The 17,329-nt window shown below is 72.0% G+C and carries 21 protein-coding genes; 13 read left to right on the forward strand and 8 right to left on the reverse strand.

Translation table 11 applies throughout. The features are described 5' to 3' along the window. Positions 1–8: 8 nt before the first annotated feature. Genes ACFZP7_RS19185 through rpmB form a run of 3 tightly spaced genes read right to left on the reverse strand, consistent with a single transcriptional unit; the run spans position 9 to position 1,224 of the window. Positions 9–629: a hypothetical protein gene (locus ACFZP7_RS19185; RefSeq protein ID WP_385634948.1), complete on the reverse strand. Its 621-nt coding sequence runs from the start codon at positions 627–629 to the stop codon at positions 9–11. A gap of 53 nt (positions 630–682) precedes the next feature. After that, the gene (gene rpsN, locus ACFZP7_RS19190; protein ID WP_019329850.1) at positions 683–988 is read right to left on the reverse strand and encodes a 30S ribosomal protein S14; all 306 of its coding nucleotides are present in this window, start codon (positions 986–988) and stop codon (positions 683–685) included. Next, positions 988–1,224 carry a 50S ribosomal protein L28 gene (rpmB, locus tag ACFZP7_RS19195; RefSeq protein ID WP_019329851.1) on the reverse strand — a complete coding sequence of 79 codons (237 nt, stop codon included), beginning with the start codon at positions 1,222–1,224 and terminating at the stop codon, positions 988–990. The genes rpsN and rpmB overlap by 1 nt, the downstream gene beginning before the upstream one ends. Positions 1,225–1,297: 73 nt before the next feature. On the opposite strand from rpmB, the gene rpmG reads away from it, so the two are divergent. From rpmG to ACFZP7_RS19220, 5 genes are all read left to right on the forward strand, one after another. Further along, positions 1,298–1,462, forward strand: a complete 165-nt coding sequence (gene rpmG / locus ACFZP7_RS19200; RefSeq protein ID WP_019329852.1) for a 50S ribosomal protein L33 — start codon at positions 1,298–1,300, stop codon at positions 1,460–1,462. 6 nt (positions 1,463–1,468) lie between these two features. Then, positions 1,469–1,723 (forward strand): type B 50S ribosomal protein L31, encoded by a 255-nt coding sequence (locus tag ACFZP7_RS19205; RefSeq protein ID WP_019329853.1) that lies wholly within the window; start codon positions 1,469–1,471, stop codon positions 1,721–1,723. Next, the gene (locus tag ACFZP7_RS19210; RefSeq protein WP_062130632.1) at positions 1,720–2,883 is read left to right on the forward strand and encodes a GTP-binding protein; all 1,164 of its coding nucleotides are present in this window, start codon (positions 1,720–1,722) and stop codon (positions 2,881–2,883) included. The genes ACFZP7_RS19205 and ACFZP7_RS19210 overlap by 4 nt, the downstream gene beginning before the upstream one ends. A 5-nt stretch (positions 2,884–2,888) precedes the next feature. After that, the gene (rpsR, locus tag ACFZP7_RS19215) at positions 2,889–3,122 is read left to right on the forward strand and encodes a 30S ribosomal protein S18 (RefSeq protein ID WP_019329855.1); all 234 of its coding nucleotides are present in this window, start codon (positions 2,889–2,891) and stop codon (positions 3,120–3,122) included. Between the two features lie 302 nt (positions 3,123–3,424). Further along, positions 3,425–3,703 carry a DUF397 domain-containing protein gene (locus ACFZP7_RS19220; RefSeq protein ID WP_019329856.1) on the forward strand — a complete coding sequence of 93 codons (279 nt, stop codon included), beginning with the start codon at positions 3,425–3,427 and terminating at the stop codon, positions 3,701–3,703. 39 nt (positions 3,704–3,742) lie between these two features. Here ACFZP7_RS19220 and ACFZP7_RS19225 read toward each other — a convergent pair whose 3' ends face one another. Further along, the gene (locus ACFZP7_RS19225; RefSeq protein ID WP_162602210.1) at positions 3,743–4,243 is read right to left on the reverse strand and encodes an ATP-binding protein; all 501 of its coding nucleotides are present in this window, start codon (positions 4,241–4,243) and stop codon (positions 3,743–3,745) included. A 356-nt stretch (positions 4,244–4,599) separates the two neighbouring features. Here ACFZP7_RS19225 and ACFZP7_RS19230 point away from each other — a divergent pair, with 356 nt between their 5' ends. From ACFZP7_RS19230 to ACFZP7_RS19250, 5 genes are all read left to right on the forward strand, one after another. Next, complete coding sequence (locus ACFZP7_RS19230) at positions 4,600–5,424, forward strand: helix-turn-helix transcriptional regulator (protein ID WP_046249465.1); 825 nt, start codon at positions 4,600–4,602, stop codon at positions 5,422–5,424. A gap of 82 nt (positions 5,425–5,506) precedes the next feature. Further along, positions 5,507–6,967, forward strand: coding sequence for an aldehyde dehydrogenase family protein (locus ACFZP7_RS19235; protein ID WP_385634951.1), 1,461 nt, complete (start codon positions 5,507–5,509; stop codon positions 6,965–6,967). A 31-nt stretch (positions 6,968–6,998) separates the two neighbouring features. Continuing rightward, positions 6,999–7,640: a PadR family transcriptional regulator gene (locus ACFZP7_RS19240; RefSeq protein ID WP_031019120.1), complete on the forward strand. Its 642-nt coding sequence runs from the start codon at positions 6,999–7,001 to the stop codon at positions 7,638–7,640. Between the two features lie 91 nt (positions 7,641–7,731). Continuing rightward, the gene (locus ACFZP7_RS19245) at positions 7,732–8,673 is read left to right on the forward strand and encodes a daunorubicin resistance protein DrrA family ABC transporter ATP-binding protein (RefSeq protein ID WP_046249461.1); all 942 of its coding nucleotides are present in this window, start codon (positions 7,732–7,734) and stop codon (positions 8,671–8,673) included. Further along, complete coding sequence (locus ACFZP7_RS19250; RefSeq protein WP_031019126.1) at positions 8,670–9,449, forward strand: ABC transporter permease; 780 nt, start codon at positions 8,670–8,672, stop codon at positions 9,447–9,449. Before ACFZP7_RS19245 ends, ACFZP7_RS19250 begins: the two co-directional genes overlap by 4 nt. Before the next feature lie 8 nt (positions 9,450–9,457). Here ACFZP7_RS19250 and ACFZP7_RS19255 read toward each other — a convergent pair whose 3' ends face one another. Beyond that, a complete protein-coding gene (locus tag ACFZP7_RS19255; protein ID WP_385634953.1) occupies positions 9,458–10,882 on the reverse strand; it encodes a glutamate decarboxylase in 1,425 nt (474 codons plus the stop codon). A 99-nt stretch (positions 10,883–10,981) separates the two neighbouring features. Here ACFZP7_RS19255 and ACFZP7_RS19260 point away from each other — a divergent pair, with 99 nt between their 5' ends. Beyond that, complete coding sequence (locus ACFZP7_RS19260; protein WP_019329865.1) at positions 10,982–11,743, forward strand: MerR family transcriptional regulator; 762 nt, start codon at positions 10,982–10,984, stop codon at positions 11,741–11,743. Positions 11,744–11,764: 21 nt separating this feature from the next. Here the strand turns inward: ACFZP7_RS19260 and ACFZP7_RS19265 are convergent, their stop codons facing one another. After that, on the reverse strand, positions 11,765–12,130 hold the full coding sequence (locus tag ACFZP7_RS19265; protein ID WP_029394329.1) for a YbjQ family protein: 366 nt from the start codon (positions 12,128–12,130) through the stop codon (positions 11,765–11,767). Positions 12,131–12,262: 132 nt separating this feature from the next. Here ACFZP7_RS19265 and ACFZP7_RS19270 point away from each other — a divergent pair, with 132 nt between their 5' ends. Next, positions 12,263–13,162, forward strand: a complete 900-nt coding sequence (locus ACFZP7_RS19270) for a VTT domain-containing protein (protein WP_164285058.1) — start codon at positions 12,263–12,265, stop codon at positions 13,160–13,162. A gap of 25 nt (positions 13,163–13,187) precedes the next feature. Here the strand turns inward: ACFZP7_RS19270 and ACFZP7_RS19275 are convergent, their stop codons facing one another. Both ACFZP7_RS19275 and ACFZP7_RS19280 read right to left on the reverse strand, forming a co-directional pair. Continuing rightward, positions 13,188–14,894 carry a threonine/serine exporter ThrE family protein gene (locus tag ACFZP7_RS19275; RefSeq protein WP_019329868.1) on the reverse strand — a complete coding sequence of 569 codons (1,707 nt, stop codon included), beginning with the start codon at positions 14,892–14,894 and terminating at the stop codon, positions 13,188–13,190. Between the two features lie 127 nt (positions 14,895–15,021). After that, positions 15,022–15,513: an inorganic diphosphatase gene (locus ACFZP7_RS19280; protein WP_029394330.1), complete on the reverse strand. Its 492-nt coding sequence runs from the start codon at positions 15,511–15,513 to the stop codon at positions 15,022–15,024. 124 nt (positions 15,514–15,637) lie between these two features. On the opposite strand from ACFZP7_RS19280, the gene dacB reads away from it, so the two are divergent. Further along, entirely contained in the window at positions 15,638–17,194 is a 1,557-nt protein-coding gene (dacB, locus tag ACFZP7_RS19285; protein ID WP_385634955.1) for a D-alanyl-D-alanine carboxypeptidase/D-alanyl-D-alanine-endopeptidase, read from the forward strand. Positions 17,195–17,329: the final 135 nt, after the last annotated feature.

Raw genomic sequence — 17,329 nt, forward strand, 5'->3', positions numbered from 1 at the left:
GGCGCCGATCAGGAGCCGAGCCCCTCGGTCGGCAGCCCGGGCGGCAGCGAACCGCCCTCGGACCTGGTGTACGTCTCCTCGCCGACGCCGCCCTCCCACGTCACCCTGAGCGTGGTGTCGTCGACCGACTCGACGGTGCCGGTCGCCCGGTCGTCCCCGCCGGCGGTGCACTTCAGGCGGATCGTCCGGGTGCCGGAGACGTCGTCGGCGGTGCCGCTGCACACGGTCCCGCCGGTGGCGAAGAGGGCGGCCTTGTCGCCGGTGACCATCAGGGCGACCGCCTGGCCGTCGGCGGTGGCGAGCCAGCTGCCCTCCAGCTCCCCGGCGGCGGAGGGTGATCCGCCCGTGGCGCCGCCGGTCTCCGCGCTCGCGGAGGCGCTGGGGGCCGCCGACGCCTTGTCGCCGCCGGAGCCGCCGGAGCCGCCGTCGTCCGAGTCACCGCCGTCGGTGCACGCGGTCAGCGCCAGCGCGCCCACCAGCCCGACGGCGACCGCCACGGCCCGCGCCGGGCGCCGTCCCGGCCGCCCCCGCCGGCGCCGGGCGCCCCCGGGCGGGTTCGCGGCCCCGCCCTCGGCCGGGCTCGTCGCGTTCGCCGTGCTCGCCGTACTGTCCACAGTCACCCATGTCACCGGAAGCTCCAAGCTGTTGCCGGACGGCCGTTCGGCCCCGAGTCAGCCGCAAGCTACCAGGACGCCTTGCGCACTCCGGGAAGATGACCGGCGTGTGCCTGCTCGCGCAGGTTCACCCGGGACAGTCCGAAGGTGCGCAGGTAACCGCGGGGCCGTCCGTCGACCTGATCGCGGTTGCGCACCCGCGTGGGGCTGGCGTCGCGCGGCTGCCTGCGCAGTTCCCGCTGGGCGGCGAGCCGTTCGGCCTCCGTGGAGGACGGCCGGCGGACGATCTCCTTCAGCTCGGCCCGGCGCGCGGCGTACCGGGCGACGACGAGCCGGCGCTGCTCGTTCTTCGCGATCTTGCTCTTCTTCGCCATCAGATCCTCACTCCCCGGGCACGGATGCGCGCCACGGCCGCCTCGACGCCGATCGCGTCGACGGTCTTGATCCCCTTCGTGCTCAGCCGCAGCCGGACGTGCCGGTTCTCGCTCGGCAGCCAGTAGCGCTTGGTCTGGACGTTGGGGTCGAAGCGGCGGGAGGTCCGCCGGTGGGAGTGCGAGATGCGGTTGCCGAAACCGGGCCGGGCGCCGGTCAGCATGCAGTGGGCGGACACGGTGACGTACCTCTCCTTCGGGTCGGACGACCCCTAGCTGTTAATGGAATTCATTTTCAGTAAGATAGCAGCCATGGCACGCAACGAACTCCGCCCGGTCATCAAACTCCGGTCCACCGCCGGGACCGGTTTCACCTACGTCACCCGCAAGAACCGCCGCAACGACCCGGACCGGCTGGTCCTGCGCAAGTACGACCCGGTCGCCGGCCGGCACGTCGACTTCCGAGAGGAGCGCTGATCCGTCATGCGCAAGGGCATCCACCCCGCCTACCGCCCGGTCGTCTTCCGTGACCGCGCCGCCGACTACGCCTTCCTCACCCGCTCGACCATGACGAGCGAGCGCACGATCGAGTGGGAGGACGGCAACACCTACCCGGTCGTCGACGTGGAGATCTCGAACGTCAGCCACCCCTTCTACACCGGCACCGCCCGCGTCCTGGACACCGCCGGCCGCGTGGAGCGCTTCGAGCGCCGGTACGGGAAGCGGGGCGGGGCGTGAGCGGGCACGGGCGCCCGGACCTGCCCGTGGTGATCGTCGGCGGTCTGCACGCCGACGCGCGCAGGGCGGCCGTGGCCCGGCTCCTCGCCGATGTGCCCGGCAGCGTCGTCCTCCACCACGACCTCGCCACGGCCGCGGCGGGCACGGTCGTGCGGACCGTGCGCGACGCCACCGGCGTCCTCTCCTCCGGTGAGGCGCCCCTGGTCAACGACTGCGCCTGCTGCGCCCTGCGCGAGGACCTCGTCCCCGAGCTGGAGCGGCTCGCCCGGGCCGGGGGCACCCCGCTGGCCGTCGTCGAGCTGTGGGACTCCGTCGAGCCCAAGGCCATGGCGGAGGTGGTGACCGCCGGCGGCTTCACCGTCACCGGCGTGATCACCGCCGTCGACCCGGCCCTGGTGCTGCCGTACCTCGGCAACGGCGACGACCTCGCCGAGGGCGGCCTCGCCGCCGCTGCCACCGACCAGCGCACCGTCGCGGACACCTTCGCGCGCCAGCTGGAGTACGCCCCCGTCCTCGCCCTCGCCGACTCCCCGGAGGCCGACGACGAGGACCGCGAGCTGCTGGCCCAGCTCCACCCGACGGCCCGCCGGGTCCCGATCGGCCACGGCGACCCGGCGGGCTCCTCCCCGCTGGCGCGGGCGGCGCGGGCGGGCTTCGATGTGGAGGCCGCGGCCGCCGCCCAGCACCCGGCCTGCGCCCTGCTGCCGGCCGAGGCCGACGCGCACGGCGTCGCCACCCTGGTGTGGCACAGCCGCCGGCCCTTCCACCCGGAGCGGCTCTACGCGGCGCTGGAGGACCTGACCTGCGCGGCGGCCCGCAGCCGCGGCCGGTTCTGGCTCGCCGACAAGGCGGACACGCTGCTGCACTGGGACGCCGCCGGGGGAGCGCTGTGCGTCGAGAGCGCGGGGCCCTGGCTCGCCTCACTGCCCGACGCCGCGTGGGAGATGGTCCCGCCGGTGCGCCGCGCCGCCGCCGCGCTGGACTGGCACCCCGAACACGGCGACCGCTGTCAGCACCTGGTCTTCACCTCGCCCGGCCTCGACCGCGACGGCCTGGAACGGCTCCTGGAGTCCTGCCTGCTGACCGACGCCGAGTACGCCGCGGGCCGGGCCGCCTGGGAGCGCCTGCCGTCCGCCTTCGACACCCTCCTGGAGGTCTGACCCCCATGCCCCGCAAGAACGACCGCAAGCCCGCCAAGCAGCGGCCCAACCCGCTGGACCAGGCCGGAGTGACGTACATCGACTACAAGGACACCGAGCTGCTGCGGAAGTTCATCTCCGACCGCGGCAAGATCCGCAGCCGCCGCGTCACCCGGGTGACCTCCCAGCAGCAGCGGCAGCTGGCCAGGGCGATCAAGAACGCGCGGGAGATGGCGCTGCTGCCGTACTCCACGCGCTGACCCGCGCCGCCGGCCGTCCACCGGCGCCGGGACCCGGGGGCCCGCTCGACCGAGCGGGCCCCCGGCGCTGTTGAATGTTGTTGCATGTTCATCTGATTCGGGGGCATACGGGGGAACGAGTTCGCCGGAGCGGGCGTCAAAGAATGCAGGACTCGGTAAAGCGGTCGTCGCTGTAACCGCGGGACCACCGCGCGTGCACGTGCATTTGCTCATGCATCTGCACGTGAACAAGGTTATGATCCGGATCAGTTGACCACTGCATCAATGGCCACATCAGCCAGTGCACCACCGGGGAGCGACCTGTGGACCACGACGTGTACGACGTGTACGCCGCTGACGACGCCCCCGGCGTGTACAACGGCATGGCCGCCACGCAGTTGCACGACGTGGCCTGGCAGAAGAGCCGGCACAGCAACTCGCAGGGCTCCTGCGTGGAGTTCGCGCGGCTGCCCGACGGCGCGGTGGCGGTGCGCAACTCCCGCTTCCCCGACGGCCCGGCGCTCGTCTACACCCGTGCCGAGATCGAGGCCATGCTGCTGGGCGTCAAGGACGGCGAGTTCGACCACCTGGTCGCCGGCTGACACGCGTAGACCCGCGGCGCGCGAAGGCGCCGGGGCGCGTCACGCGCCGGGCTGCGGCAGCCGGAACAGCGCCCACACCACCTTGCCGTCGAGCGTCCCGGCGAGCGGGTGCCATCCCCAGCTGTCGCTGAAGGAGTCGACGAGGAACAGTCCCCGGCCCGACTCCGCCGAGAAGTCGTCGGTGTCGCGGGCCACCGGGCTGTCGTGGCTGGGGTCGCGCACCGCGCACACCAGCCGCTCGGGCCAGCGCATCAGGTGCAGCCGGACGGGGCCGTTGTGCTCCCCGGTACGCGGGGTGCAGGCGGGCAGCGCGTGACGCAGGGCGTTGGTGACGAGTTCGGAGACCACCAGACAGACGTCGTCGAAGCGGTCGCCCATGTCCCACCCGTCGAGCGTCCTGCGGGTGAACCCCCGGGCCTCGCGCACCGCCTCGAATCTCGGCGGCAGGGCGCAGGAGGCGGCGTTGGAGACGGCCGCGGGGTCGAGTGGCGGAAGGCCCTGCCGTAACGGCTCGAGCATGGTCGATCCATTCGTCCCCATGCGAGGCACTCCCGAAATTCGCGGTCCGTAGCGATGCGGCGCGGTGGTGCGGGACCATGGTTTCGGATGCGTACCGCAGATGCAAGGGCAGATGCACGTGCACGTGACCGAAATGGACCTGCCCGTACCGCTTGTTGGTCAATTTTTCCGCCCTCTTCGCCTCCTCTTCACCTCCCTCGGCGGCCGGTTCCGAGCGGTCCCGTGCATGATCCTGTGCGTTTCCTTTGGCTCGATTCCGTTTCCGTAACCGGACGAGTACTGCTCGAAGTGTTTTAGTGGCAGACTTCGGCCCCTGAAGACGGTTGGGGAGGCTGGCGAACGTGAGCGCGGGAGAGCCCGGATCGGTGGTGCGGCGCATGCTGCTCGGATCACAACTCAGGCGACTGCGTGAGACGCGGGGGATCACGCGAGAGGCGGCGGGCTACTCGATCCGCGCCTCCGAATCGAAGATCAGCCGGATGGAGTTGGGCCGGGTGAGCTTCAAGACCAGGGACGTCGAGGACCTGCTGACGCTGTACGGCATCACGGACGAGCAGGAGCGCGCCTCGCTGCTCTCCCTCGCCAAGGAGGCCAACGTCGCGGGCTGGTGGCACAGTTACTCCGACGTGCTGCCCAGCTGGTTCCCCACCTATGTGGGCCTGGAGGGCGCCGCCTCCCTGCTCCGGGTCTACGAGGTGCAGTTCGTGCACGGACTGCTGCAGACCGAGGAGTACGCCCGCGCGGTCGTCCGGCGCGGCATGAAGGGCGCCGGCGAGGCGGACGTCGAGCGGCGGGTGGCGCTGCGCCTGGAGCGGCAGAAGCACCTCGTCGCCGAGAACGCGCCCGAGTTCCACATCGTCCTCGACGAGGCCGCGCTGCGCCGCCCCTACGGCGACCGCGCGGTGATGCGCGGACAGCTCCAGCACCTCATCGAGATGTCCGAACGCCCCAACATCCGCCTCCAGGTGATGCCGTTCGGCTTCGGCGGGCACTCCGGCGAGAGTGGCGCGTTCACGATCCTCAGCTTCCCGGAGTCCGACCTCTCCGACGTCGTCTACCTGGAGCAGCTGACCAGCGCCCTGTACCTGGACAAGCGCGAGGACGTCACCCAGTACGAGACCGCGCTGAAGGAACTCCAGCACGACAGCCCCGGCCCGGACGAGAGCCGGGACCTTCTGCGCGGGCTTCTCCAACTCTCCTGAAACGTCAGTACGATGACGCTCAATCAGGCCGTCGGCTCGCGGATGTGGCGGCCGGCGGCAGCTATGGGGATTGAGGGATCACATGTCGTCGTACTTCACCGACCTCGCCCAGCAGTACATCGACGGCGAGTGGCGCCCGGGCACCGGCTCCTGGGACATCATCGACTTCAACCCGTACGACAACGAGAAGCTGGCCTCGATCACCATAGCCACGGTCGACGAGGTCGACGCCGCCTACCGGTCCGCCGAGCGCGCGCAGAAGCAGTGGGCGGCGACCAACCCGTACGCCCGCCGCGCGGTGTTCGAGAAGGTGCTGCGCCTGGTGGAGGAGCGCGAGGCCGAGATCAGTGAGGCGATCGTCGCCGAGCTGGGCGGCACCCGCCTGAAGGCCGCCTTCGAACTGCACCTCGCCAAGGAGTTCCTGCGCGAGGCCGTCCACCTGGCGCTGGCCCCCGAGGGCCGGATCATCCCCTCGCCGGTCGACGGCAAGGAGAACCGCGTCTACCGGGTGCCGGTCGGTGTCGTGGGCGTCATCAGCCCCTTCAACTTCCCCTTCCTCCTCTCCCTGAAGTCCGTCGCCCCGGCCCTCGCCCTCGGCAACGGCGTCGTCCTCAAGCCGCACCAGAACACGCCGATCGTGGGCGGCACCCTGGTGGCGAAGCTCTTCGAGGACGCCGGGCTGCCGGGCGGCCTGCTGAACGTGGTCGTCACCGACATCGCGGAGATCGGCGACGCCTTCCTGGAGCACCCCGTCCCCAAGGTCATCTCCTTCACCGGCTCGGACAAGGTCGGCCGCCACGTGGCCACCGTCTGCGCGGCGAACTTCAAGCGCTCGGTACTGGAACTCGGCGGCAACAGCGCGCTGGTGGTCCTCGACGACGCCGACGTCGACTACGCGGTCGACGCCGCCGTCTTCAGCCGGTTCGTGCACCAGGGGCAGGTCTGCATGGCGGCCAACCGCGTCCTGGTCGACCGGGCGGTCGCCGACGAGTTCACCGAGAAGTTCGTCGCCAAGGTCGCCGGCCTCAAGGCGGGCGACCCCCGCGACCCGTCGACGGTCATCGGCCCGGTGATCAACTCCTCGCAGGCGGACGCCCTCTCGGGCGTCGTCGAGCAGGCCCTGGCCGAGGGCGCCACCGCCCTGGTCCGCGGCTCGGTCACGGACAATCTGGTCGAGCCGTCGGTCCTCACCGGCCTGCCCGCCGACTCCGCCCTGCTCCGGCAGGAGGTCTTCGGTCCGGTCGTCTTCCTTGTCACCTTCGACGGCGAGGAGGAGGCCGTGCGCCTGGTCAACGACACCCCGTACGGGCTCAGCGGCGCCGTGCACACCGGGGACGTCGAGCGCGGCGTCGGCTTCGCCAAGCGGATCGACACCGGCATGTTCCACGTGAACGACGGCACCGTGCACGACGAGCCGATCGTGCCCTTCGGCGGCGAGAAGCACTCCGGCATCGGCCGCCTCAACGGCGACACCATGCTGGACGCCTTCACCACCCAGAAGTGGATCTCGGTGCAGCACGGGCGCAGCGGGTTCCCGTTCTAGTCCCGATCCCGGGTCGGCCTAGGCTGGTCCCATGTCAGTGATCCGACTCCTGGTGCTCGGCGCGGTCCGCCAGCACGGGCGGGCCCACGGCTACCAGGTGCGCAACGACCTGGAGTACTGGGGCGCGCACGAGTGGTCCAACGCCAAGCCCGGCTCGATCTACCACGCGCTCAAGCAGATGGCCAAGCAGGGCCTGCTGCTCGCGCACGAGATCGCCCCGTCGCCCGCCGGCGGCCCGCCGCGCACCGAGTACGAGATCACCGAGCAGGGCACCGAGGAGTACTTCACGCTGCTGCGGGAGTCCCTGACCGCGTACGACCAGAAGCCCGACGTGCTCTCCGCCGGGCTCGGCCTCATGGTCGACCTCGGGCGCGAGGAGGTGCTCGGCCTCCTGGAGGAGCGGATCCGTGCCATCGAGAAGTGGCGCAGGTCCGTCACCGAGTACTACACGCCCGAGGAGGGCCCCGGGCAGCTCGGCCACATCGGCGAGATCATGAACTTCTGGGTGCACTCCGCCGACACCGGCGCGCAGTGGACCCGGGAGCTGGTCGAGCGCATCCGGGGCGGTGCGTACACCTTCGCGGGGGAGGGGGAGCCGTTCGTCGGCGTCCTGGGCGAGGGCGAGGAGAACCCCTTCGGAACGGGTGAGCCCCACCCCGGGGACCGCGGCTGAGGAATCCCTCAGCTAATCAAGTTTGACTAATCGAGTCGACGGGCATACGCTCCTTCGCTGGTAGTCAAGTTTGACTAATTGGGGAGTCTCAGTGACCGACGCGGCGATCACCGTCGAAGGAGCACGCAAGAGGTACGGCGACAAACACGCGCTGGACGGACTCGACCTCACGGTCGCGCGGGGCACGGTGCACGGCGTGCTGGGGCCGAACGGCGCGGGCAAGACCACCCTGGTCCGCGTCCTGTCCACCCTGCTCCGCCCGGACGCGGGCCGCGTCGAGGTGGCCGGCCACGACGTCGTCACCCGGGCGTACGACGTACGGCAGCGCATCGGCCTGCTCGGCCAGCACGCGGCGCTCGACGAGGAACTGGGCGGCCGGCAGAACCTGGAGATGTTCGGCCGCCTGCACCACCTGGGCGCCCGGCGGGCACGCGCGCGGGCCGACGAACTCCTGGCCCGCTTCGGACTCGCCGACACCGGCCGCAAACCGGTCAGCGCCTACAGCGGAGGCATGCGGCGCCGGCTGGACCTGGCCGCGTCCCTCATCACCGAACCGGAGGTGCTCTTCCTGGACGAACCGACCACCGGCCTCGACCCGCGGGGCCGCGCCGAGGTGTGGTCCTCCGTCCGCACCCTGGTCGGCGGCGGCACCACGGTCCTGCTCACCACCCAGTACCTGGAGGAGGCCGACCAGCTCGCCGACCGCATCTCGGTCGTGGACGCCGGCCGGGTCGTCGCCGACGGCACGGCGGACGAGCTGAAGGCCGCCACCGGCGGCGACCGCGTCGACGTCGTCCTGCGCGACGCCGGTCAGCTCGGCGCCGCCCTCGCCCTGCTGCCGCTCACCGGCGCCCGCGTCGACGCCGACCGCCGGCTGCTCAGCGCGCCGGTCACCGACCGGATGGCGGCGCTCTCCGGTGTCGTACGGGCACTGGAGGAGGCCGGTCTGGAGGCCGAGGACGTGGCGCTGCGCCGCCCGACCCTGGACGAGGTCTTCCTGCACCTCACCGACCGCGCCGAGGAGGCCGTATGAGCGACACCGCGCACGCCGCGTCCTACGCCCTGACCGACTCCTGGACCATGACCCGCCGCGAGCTGGCCCGCTGGGCGCGGCAGCCGGTCGCGGTGGCCGTCAATCTGGCCTTCCCGGTCATGATGCTGCTGATGTTCGGCTACCTGGTCGGCGGCGGCCGGGGGGTGAGCGGGGACTACCTCGACTACCTGATCCCCGGAATGCTGGCCCTCACCATGGCCTTCGGCCTGGAGGGCACCATGGTCGCCGTCACCCGTGACCTGGAGAGGGGCGTCGTCGACCGCTTCCGCTCGCTGCCCATGACCAACGGCGCGGTACTGGTGGGTCGCTCGGCCGCCGACATGCTCCAGTCGGTGCTCGGCCTCGCGGTCCTGCTCGCCGTCGGGTACGCGCTCGGCTGGCGGGCGCACGGGAGCGCCGGTGCCTTCCTGGGCGCGGTGGGCCTGCTCCTGCTCTTCCGGTTCGCGATGCTGTGGGTCGGCATCCACCTGGCGCTGGTCGCCGGGAAGCCGGAGATGGTGCAGGCGGTGCAGATCCTGGTCTGGCCGGTCGGCTTCCTCTCCAACGCCTTCGCCGCCCCCGAGGCGATGCCGGGCTGGCTGGGCACGCTCGTCCAGTGGAACCCGATGTCCCAGACCGCCACCGCCGTGCGCGACCTGTTCGGCAGCCCCGGCGGCGAGAGCGGCCACGTGGGGGCGGCGGTGGTGTGGCCGCTGGTCATCCTGGCGGTGTTCTTCCCGCTGGCGGTGCGCCGCTTCGCCCGGCTGAGCCGGTGATCGCGGCCTCAGTGGTGGAAACCGGTGGCCGCGCCCTTGTCCCGGGTCAGCGGGTGCGGCTGCCGGCGCAGCTCCGGCAGCAGCCGCTCCAGCTCCTGGACCAGCAGGTCCGCCATGTCGGCCGAGAAGCCGTTGCGGCACACCACACGCAGCACGGACAGGTCCTGGCGGTGCGGCGGGAAGGTGTACGCGGGCACCAGCCAGCCGCCCTCCCGCAACCGCCGTGAGACGTCGAACACGTCGTACGCCGTCACGTCGTCCGCCGTGGTGAACGCGAACACCGGCAGCTGGTCGCCGCGGGTCAGCAGCCGGAAGTCGCCGAGCGCCGCCACCCGCTCGGCGAGCCCCCGCGCGATGTCCCGCGACGCCTGCTGCACCGCCCGGTAGCCCTCCCGGCCCAGCCGCAGGAAGGTGTAGTACTGCGCGACCACCTGCGCGCCGGGCCGGGAGAAGTTCAGCGCGAAGGTCGGCATGTCGCCGCCCAGGTAGTTGACCCGGAAGACCAGCTCCTCGGGGAGCGCGTCCGCGTCCCGCCACAGGGCCCAGCCGACGCCCGGGTAGACGAGCCCGTACTTGTGCCCCGAGGTGTTGATGGAGGCGACCCGCGGCAGCCGGAAGTCCCACACCAGGTCCTCGTCCAGGAAGGGCGCGACCATGCCGCCGGAGGCCCCGTCGACGTGCACCGGGACGTCGAGGCCGGTCCGGTCCTGGAGGGCGTCCAGGGCGGCGCACAGGTCGGCGATCGGCTCGTAGGACCCGTCGAAGGTGGAGCCGAGGATGCCGACGACCCCGATCGTGTTCTCGTCGCACAGCTCGGCGGCGGCCTGCGGGTCGAGGTGGAAGCGGTCGCCCTCCATGGGGACCTGCCGCGCCTCCACCTCCCAGAAGTTGCAGAACTTCTCCCAGCAGACCTGGACGTTGACGCCCATCACCAGATTGGGCCGGGCGTCCTTCGCCGGGTACCGGTCGGCGTTGCGCAGCGCCCAGCGCCGCTTCAGCGCCATCCCGGCCAGCATGCACGCCTCGCTCGACCCGGTCGTCGAGCAGCCCACGGCCGCCGACGGGTCCGGCGCGTGCCACAGATCGGCGAGCATCGCCACACAGCGCCGCTCCAGCTCGGCGGTGCGCGGGTACTCGTCCTTGTCGATCATGTTCTTGTCGCGGCACTCGCTCATCAGGACCCCGGCCTGGGGCTCCATCCAGGTGGTGACGAAGGTGGCCAGGTTGAGGCGCGCGTTGCCGTCCAGCATCAGCTCGTCGTGGACCAGCCGGTACGCGGTCTGGGGCGGCAGCGGGGCGTCGGGGAGGCGGTGCGTGGGCGGGGCCTCGGTCATGCCGCCGAGGGGATTGGTCGCGCCGTGGAACGGGTTGACGGCGAGCCGCCGCCGGTCATGGTCGTCCTGGGACGCGTGGGGGCCCTGGTGCAGTGGCATGCAGTCGACGGTAGGTCCGGGTACCGGCCCCCGCACTCGGGCTTGCACCTCACGTCGCGTGAGGCGGCAGCGTGGAGGGCGTCAGAGAAGGGAGCGGAAGTGAGCTACTCCGTGGGACAGGTGGCCGGCTTCGCCGGAGTGACGGTGCGCACCCTGCACCACTACGACGACATCGGCCTGCTCGTACCCAGCGAGCGCAGCCGCGCGGGCCACCGGCGCTACAACGACGCCGACCTCGACCGGCTGCAGCAGATCCTGTTCTACCGGGAGCTGGGCTTCCCGCTCGACGAGGTCGCCGTCCTGCTCGACGACCCGGACGCGGACCCGCGTGCGCACCTGCGACGCCAGCACGAGCTGCTGACCGCCCGGATCGAGAAGCTGGAGAAGATGGCGGCGGCCGTGGAGCACGCCATGGAGGCACGCAGCATGGGCATCAACCTCACGCCCGAGGAGAAGTTCGAGGTCTTCGGCGACTTCGACCCCGATCAGTACGAGGAGGAGGTCCGGGAGCGCTGGGGCGACACCGACGCCTACCGCCAGTCCAAGGAGAAGACCGCCTCGTACACCAAGGAGGACTGGCAGCGCGTCCAGGACGAGGCCGACGCCCTCACCCGGCGCTTCGTCGCCCTGATGGAGGCCGGCGAGCCCGCCGACTCCGAGGCGGCCATGGACGTCGCCGAGGACCACCGGCAGGGCATCGCCCGCAACCACTACGACTGCGGCTACGAGATGCACACGTGCCTGGGCGAGATGTACGTCTCGGACGAACGTTTCACGCGAAACATCGACGCCGCCAAGCCGGGGCTCGCCGCCTACATGCGCGACGCGATCCTCGCCAACGCCGTCCGGCACACCTCCTGAGCGGTGGTCGTGGCCCGGGTCTCACTCCCGGGCCACGACCACCGCCGTCCCGTACGCGCACACCTCGGTGCCCACGTCCGCCGCCTCCGTCACGTCGAAGCGGAACGCCAGCACGGCGTTGGCCCCGCGCGCACGGGCCTGCTCGACCAGCCGCTCCATCGCCTGGTTCCGGGTCTCCACCAGCGTCTTCGTGAGTCCGCGCAGCTCACCGCCGACCAGTGACTTCAGCCCGGCGCCGATCTGGCTCCCCAGGTGCCGGGAGCGCACGGTCAGCCCGAAGACCTCCCCGAGCACCTCCTGCACCCGGTGGCCCGGCAGGTCGTTCGTGGTCACGACGAGCACCTCGGGTCGAGGCCCCTGTCCGCCGCCGTATTCTTCAATACCCATGGTTCTCAGGCTTCCCCGGGCGAGGGCACAGTGCACCCCGAGGAACCCCTTGGAACCTGGAACCCGACGGCTGCGTTGTACGTTTGGGCAGCCAGGTCCCGCCCGCCCCCCAGCAGCAGGAGCCACAATCCCGTGACCACGCTTGCGCTCGGCCCCGAGTGGCTGAGCCCGGACTACCTGATCGAGACGTTCGCTCTGCCGGGCATCCTGCTCATCGTCTTCGCCGAGTCCGGACTCTTCGCGTTCCTGCCCGGTGACTCGCTGCTGTTCACCGCGGGGCTCTTCGTCGCCCAGGGCGAGTACATCAGCCAGCCGCTGTGGCTGGTGTGCACCCTGATCGTGCTGGCCGCCGTCATCGGCGACCAAGTGGGCTACATGATCGGGAAGTTCCTCGGCCCCAAGCTCTTCAACCGCCCGAACTCCAAGCTCTTCAAACAGGAGAACCTGGACAAGGCCCACGAGTTCATGGAGAAGTACGGGCCCAAGGCGATCGTCCTGGCCCGCTTCGTGCCGATCGTGCGCACCTTCGCCCCCATCGTGGCGGGCGCCGGCCGCATGCAGTACCGCACCTTCCTCACGTACAACGTCATCGGTGGTGTGGCCTGGGGCACGGGCGTCACCCTGGCGGGCTACTGGCTCGGCCAGATCGAGTTCATCCGGACCAACGTCGAGCCCATCCTCGTCCTGATCGTCGTCGTCTCGGTCGTCCCGATCGCCGTCGAGTACCTGCGCGAGCGCAGGAAGAAGAAGCAGGCCCCGGCGGGCCGGCCCCCGGCGCCCCAGGTCCAGCAGCCGCAGCCCTCGTACCCGGTGATGGACGACGCCACCACCCAGCTCCGCAGGGTGGACCCGTACCAGCAGCCGCAGCAGTACCAGCCGCAGCCGCAGTCGCCGCAGCAGTACCAGCCGCAGCCGCAGTCGCCGCAGCAGTACCAGCAGCCCCCGCAGTACCAGGAGCCGTACGCCCCGCAGTACCCGCAGCAGGATTACGGCCGGCAGGGCGGCCAGTACCCGTACAACCAGGGGAACTGAGCCACCCCGGCTCGCCGGCCCGGCGCTAGAACCCTCGCGTCCGCTTGGCCGCCCGCCTGCCCGCCGCACTCGCCGCGCCGGGCACCCGCAGGAAGAGCCGCGAGATCTCCCCACCGAGATTCACCCCGATGGCGATGGCCATGGCGAGGGCCACCGCCGTCGACAGGTACACCAGCCCCCGGTCGACCTCGCTCTGCGCGATCGCCAGCAGGCCGAAGTACGTCGCCGAACCGGGCAGCAGCGGCCCGATCGCCGCGGTCGTGTACGGCAGCGCCGACGCGAACCGGTACCGGGACATCAGCTGCCCGAAGAGCCCCACCAGCCCCGCCGCGGCGGCCGTGGAGGCCACCGGCGAGATGTCGCCGACGAGGTGCATGGCGCCGTACACGCTCCAGGCGACACCCCCGTTCAGGGTCACCGCCAGCACGGTGGACCGTTCCTGCTGGAGCAGGATCGCGAAGGCCAGCGACAGCAGCATCGACGCGCCGATCTGCACGAGCGGCTCGTCGCCGGTGCCCAGCTGGGCGTCCGGGTTCAGTTCGGCGCCCAGCTGGACGCCGAAGTACAGCACCACCAGCACCCCGGCGACGATGCTGACGAAGAAGTACATGACCTCCAGCAGGCGTGCCGCGGCGGTGATGTAGAAGCCGGTCAGGCCGTCCTGCACCCCGGCGACCAGCGCCCGCCCGGGCAGCAGCGCGAAGAGACCACCGGTGATCACCGCCGACGCCTTCACGTCGACGTGGATCAGCGTGAGCACGATCCCCATCGCGGCCGGCGGCATGGCGGCCACCGCGAACTGGTAGAACTCCGGCAGCCCGCGCCCGGCGCAGAGCCAGGCGAGCCGGTCGCCCAGCATCGAGCCCAGCATGGCCGCGACGAACACCGTCAGACCGCCGCCGACCAGCACCGACGCCGCGCCCGCCAGCAGGCCGCTGGCCGTGGTCAGCACCCAGGTGGGGTACGGATGCCGGTTGCGGCGGATCTCCGCGAGGCGCCGGTACGCCTCCTCCAGGGAGATGTGCGTGTCCGGGTCGCTGAGGTCGTCCACCAGATGGAACACGGCCGCGAGCCGGGTGTAGTCGGTGCCCCGGCGGCGTACCGTCCGCGAGGCCGTCACCGGGTCCTCGACCAGGGACGGCTGGTGGGAGATCGACAGCAGGGTGAAGGTGACGTTCGGCTCGCAGCGGTCCAGGCCGTAGGAGCGGCAGACCGCGAACATCGCCGCCTCCACGTCCTCGGCGCCCTCGCCGCCCGCCAGCAGCAGCTCCCCGATGCGCAGCGTCAGGTCGAGCACGCGCGGCACGGCGGGGCCGGTGTCGTCGTCGTGCTTCTGGGAGGGTTCGGGCGCGGGCCGGTCGGCCACCGGCATGCGCAGCATGGCGCGCATCCGGTCCTGCCAGGGCACGTCCGTCAGGTTCACCGCCGGGAAGCCGCTCGCCGGGGTGAAGGCGGCCGGCGACCACGCGTGGTGCGTGCTCGGCATGCTGAACGCCGAACCCTCGGTCTCCGCGGGCGCCCCCGTCGGCGCGTCCAGCCCCTCGGGCAGTGCGAACTCCGAGGTCGTCTCGGACTCCGAGCCGGTGCTCCGGGGGACCGCCAGGCCCTGCGGGATCTCGAACTCGGACGTCGTCGACGACTCACCGTCGATCGACGCCGCGACCCCGCTGGGCGGCCGGAAGGCACTGCGCGCCTCGTCCGACTGCGGCTTGCGGTCCTCCGCCTCCGTCACCTGCGCAACGCTCCCTGAGCCCTCGTACGACACACCCTCCTGTAGCCCTCAGTATGCGCACCCAAACGTGAACGGGCCGCACGCGTGCGCGTGCGGCCCGTTCACGTTCGGGACTCAGGAGGCGTGCTCAGTGGCCGCCCTGCTCCTTGAAACGCTTGTAGGAGCGCTCGATCTCGGCCTCGGCGTCGGTGCGGCCGACCCAGTTGGCGCCCTCGACGGACTTGCCGGGCTCCAGGTCCTTGTAGACCTCGAAGAAGTGCTGGATCTCCAGACGGTCGAACTCCGAGACGTGGTGGATGTCACGCAGGTGCTCCACACGCGGGTCGGTCGACGGGACGCACAGCAGCTTGTCGTCGCCGCCGGCCTCGTCCGTCATCCGGAACATGCCGATCGCGCGGCAGCGGATCAGGCAGCCCGGGAACGTCGGCTCGTCCAGGATGACCAGCGCGTCCAGCGGGTCGCCGTCCTCGCCGAGGGTGTTCTCGACGAAGCCGTAGTCGGTCGGGTAGGCGGTCGAGGTGAACAGGCGGCGGTCCAGGCGGATACGACCGGTCTCGTGGTCCACCTCGTACTTGTTCCGCGAACCCTTCGGGATCTCGATCGTGACGTCGAACTCCACCGGACGCTCCTCCATGATCAGCACATAGTTCTGGTGGTTAAGTGTCCCTCACGCAGGTGTGTGATCGCGAAAGGGGCTGGTGACGGTGCCGGAGCTGAGGCCTTGGCGGGCCGCGGGACCGCGTGTGGCGCGGGCCGCGGGTGCCGTCCGACCGCGTCTCGCACGCGCCGCGCGGGCCGTCCGACCGCGGGTCGCACGGTTCGCACGGGCCACGGCGCCGCGGCTCGACCGGGTCACCCGGCCGAAGACCTGGCAGTACACCGCCGGTGCCGCCACGGCCGGACTGGCGCTCGCCGCCGGTGCGGTGACCGCCGCCGGACCCTGGGACTCCACGGGTCAGCGTACGGCCGAGCGGGACCGGGCCGTCGCACTGGAGCACACGGGTGGCGCAGATCACGGCGGACCGGGCGGCTCCGGCGCGGCGGCCGGTTCGCCCCGCCCGGCACCCAGCGCCCCGTCCGTCCTCACCGGCCTGGGCGGCACCGACGGCGGGGTCCCGAGGGGAGCCGACGCCGCGCCCGGCGGCACCGCCCTGGCCGACCTCCTCGGCCCCCTCCTGGACGACCCGGCGCTCGGCGGCACCCGCGGGGCGGCCGTCGTCGACCTCACCACCGGCAAGCGCCTGCACGCCCTCGACGCCGACGCGGCCCTCACCCCCGCCTCCACCACCAAGGTCGCCACCGCCGTCGCCGCGCTCACCGCCCTCGGCCCCGACCACCGCCTCACCACCCGCACGGCCCTGGAGGCCGACACCGGGGAACTCGTCCTGGTCGGCGGCGGCGACCCCACCCTCACCGCCCGAGAGGACGCCCAGGGCCTCGCGAGCCTGCGCACCCTCGCCGAGAGGACCGCCACCGCCCTGAAGAAGCGGGACGTGCGCCGGGTGACGCTGTCGTACGACACCACGCTCTACGCCGGCGACGAGGCGCACCCGATCGGGGTCAACGAGAACCTCGCCCCCGTCACCGCCCTGATGGCCGACGAGGGCCGCACGGACGACTCCACCGCCGGCCCCGCCCCGCGCGTGCCGGACCCGGCCGCCGACGCCGCCCGCGCCTTCGCCGGGTTCCTGGAACAGCACGGCGTCACCGCTTCGGCCCCCGGCCCCTCCAAGGCCACCGACCGCGCGGACACCCTCGCCACGGTCTCCTCACCCCCGCTGTGGGCGCTGGTCGAGCGCATGCTGACCCACAGCGACAACGACCTCGCCGAGGCCCTGGCCCGCCACACCGCCGTGGCGAGCGGAGAGCCCGCCGACTTCGAGGGCGTCGCGGCGGCGATCACGGCCCGCCTGAAGCAGCTGGGCCTGCCCGTGCGCGGCGCCCGTTTCCACGACGGCAGCGGCCTGGACCGCACCGACCGCATCACCGCCGGCCTGCTCACCGCGCTGCTCGCCGAGGCCGCCGACCCGGCCCGGCCGGAGCTGCGCCCGGTCCTCACCGGCCTGCCCGTCGCCGGCTTCACCGGCACGCTCAGCGGCCGCTACACGGATGGCGCGGCCGGCGTCGTACGCGCCAAGACCGGCACCCTGACCGGCGTCAACACCCTCGCCGGCACGGTGGCCACCCCCGACGGGCGCCTCCTGGGCTTCGCCTTCCTGGCCTCGGACACGACGAACGCGTGGGAGGCCCAGACGGCCCTGGACAGACTGGCCACGACCTTGGCGTCCTCGGCGCCGTAGCCGCGCGCCACCGCCGGGCCGCGCCCCCGTCCCCGCCGCGCGCCACCGCCGGGCCGCGGACCCCTCCCCGCCGCGCGCCACCGCCGGCCGCCGCCCGGCCCTCCACCCCACCGCCCGCCACAGCCTGCCCCCAGC

This window comes from Streptomyces sp. SudanB5_2050 (assembly GCF_964272335.1).
Taxonomy (GTDB): domain Bacteria; phylum Actinomycetota; class Actinomycetes; order Streptomycetales; family Streptomycetaceae; genus Streptomyces; species Streptomyces rochei.

Coding starts and splice junctions, on each gene's coding strand:
- rpsN (WP_019329850.1), bottom strand. CDS start 988: ATGGCGAAGAAGAGCAAGATCGCGAAGAACGAGCAGCGCCGGCTCGTC.
- rpmG (WP_019329852.1), top strand. CDS start 1,298: ATGGCACGCAACGAACTCCGCCCGGTCATCAAACTCCGGTCCACCGCC.
- ACFZP7_RS19205 (WP_019329853.1), top strand. CDS start 1,469: ATGCGCAAGGGCATCCACCCCGCCTACCGCCCGGTCGTCTTCCGTGAC.
- rpsR (WP_019329855.1), top strand. CDS start 2,889: ATGCCCCGCAAGAACGACCGCAAGCCCGCCAAGCAGCGGCCCAACCCG.
- ACFZP7_RS19225 (WP_162602210.1), bottom strand. CDS start 4,243: ATGGGGACGAATGGATCGACCATGCTCGAGCCGTTACGGCAGGGCCTT.
- ACFZP7_RS19230 (WP_046249465.1), top strand. CDS start 4,600: ATGCTGCTCGGATCACAACTCAGGCGACTGCGTGAGACGCGGGGGATC.
- ACFZP7_RS19235 (WP_385634951.1), top strand. CDS start 5,507: ATGTCGTCGTACTTCACCGACCTCGCCCAGCAGTACATCGACGGCGAG.
- ACFZP7_RS19240 (WP_031019120.1), top strand. CDS start 6,999: ATGTCAGTGATCCGACTCCTGGTGCTCGGCGCGGTCCGCCAGCACGGG.
- ACFZP7_RS19250 (WP_031019126.1), top strand. CDS start 8,670: ATGAGCGACACCGCGCACGCCGCGTCCTACGCCCTGACCGACTCCTGG.
- ACFZP7_RS19255 (WP_385634953.1), bottom strand. CDS start 10,882: ATGCCACTGCACCAGGGCCCCCACGCGTCCCAGGACGACCATGACCGG.
- ACFZP7_RS19265 (WP_029394329.1), bottom strand. CDS start 12,130: ATGGGTATTGAAGAATACGGCGGCGGACAGGGGCCTCGACCCGAGGTG.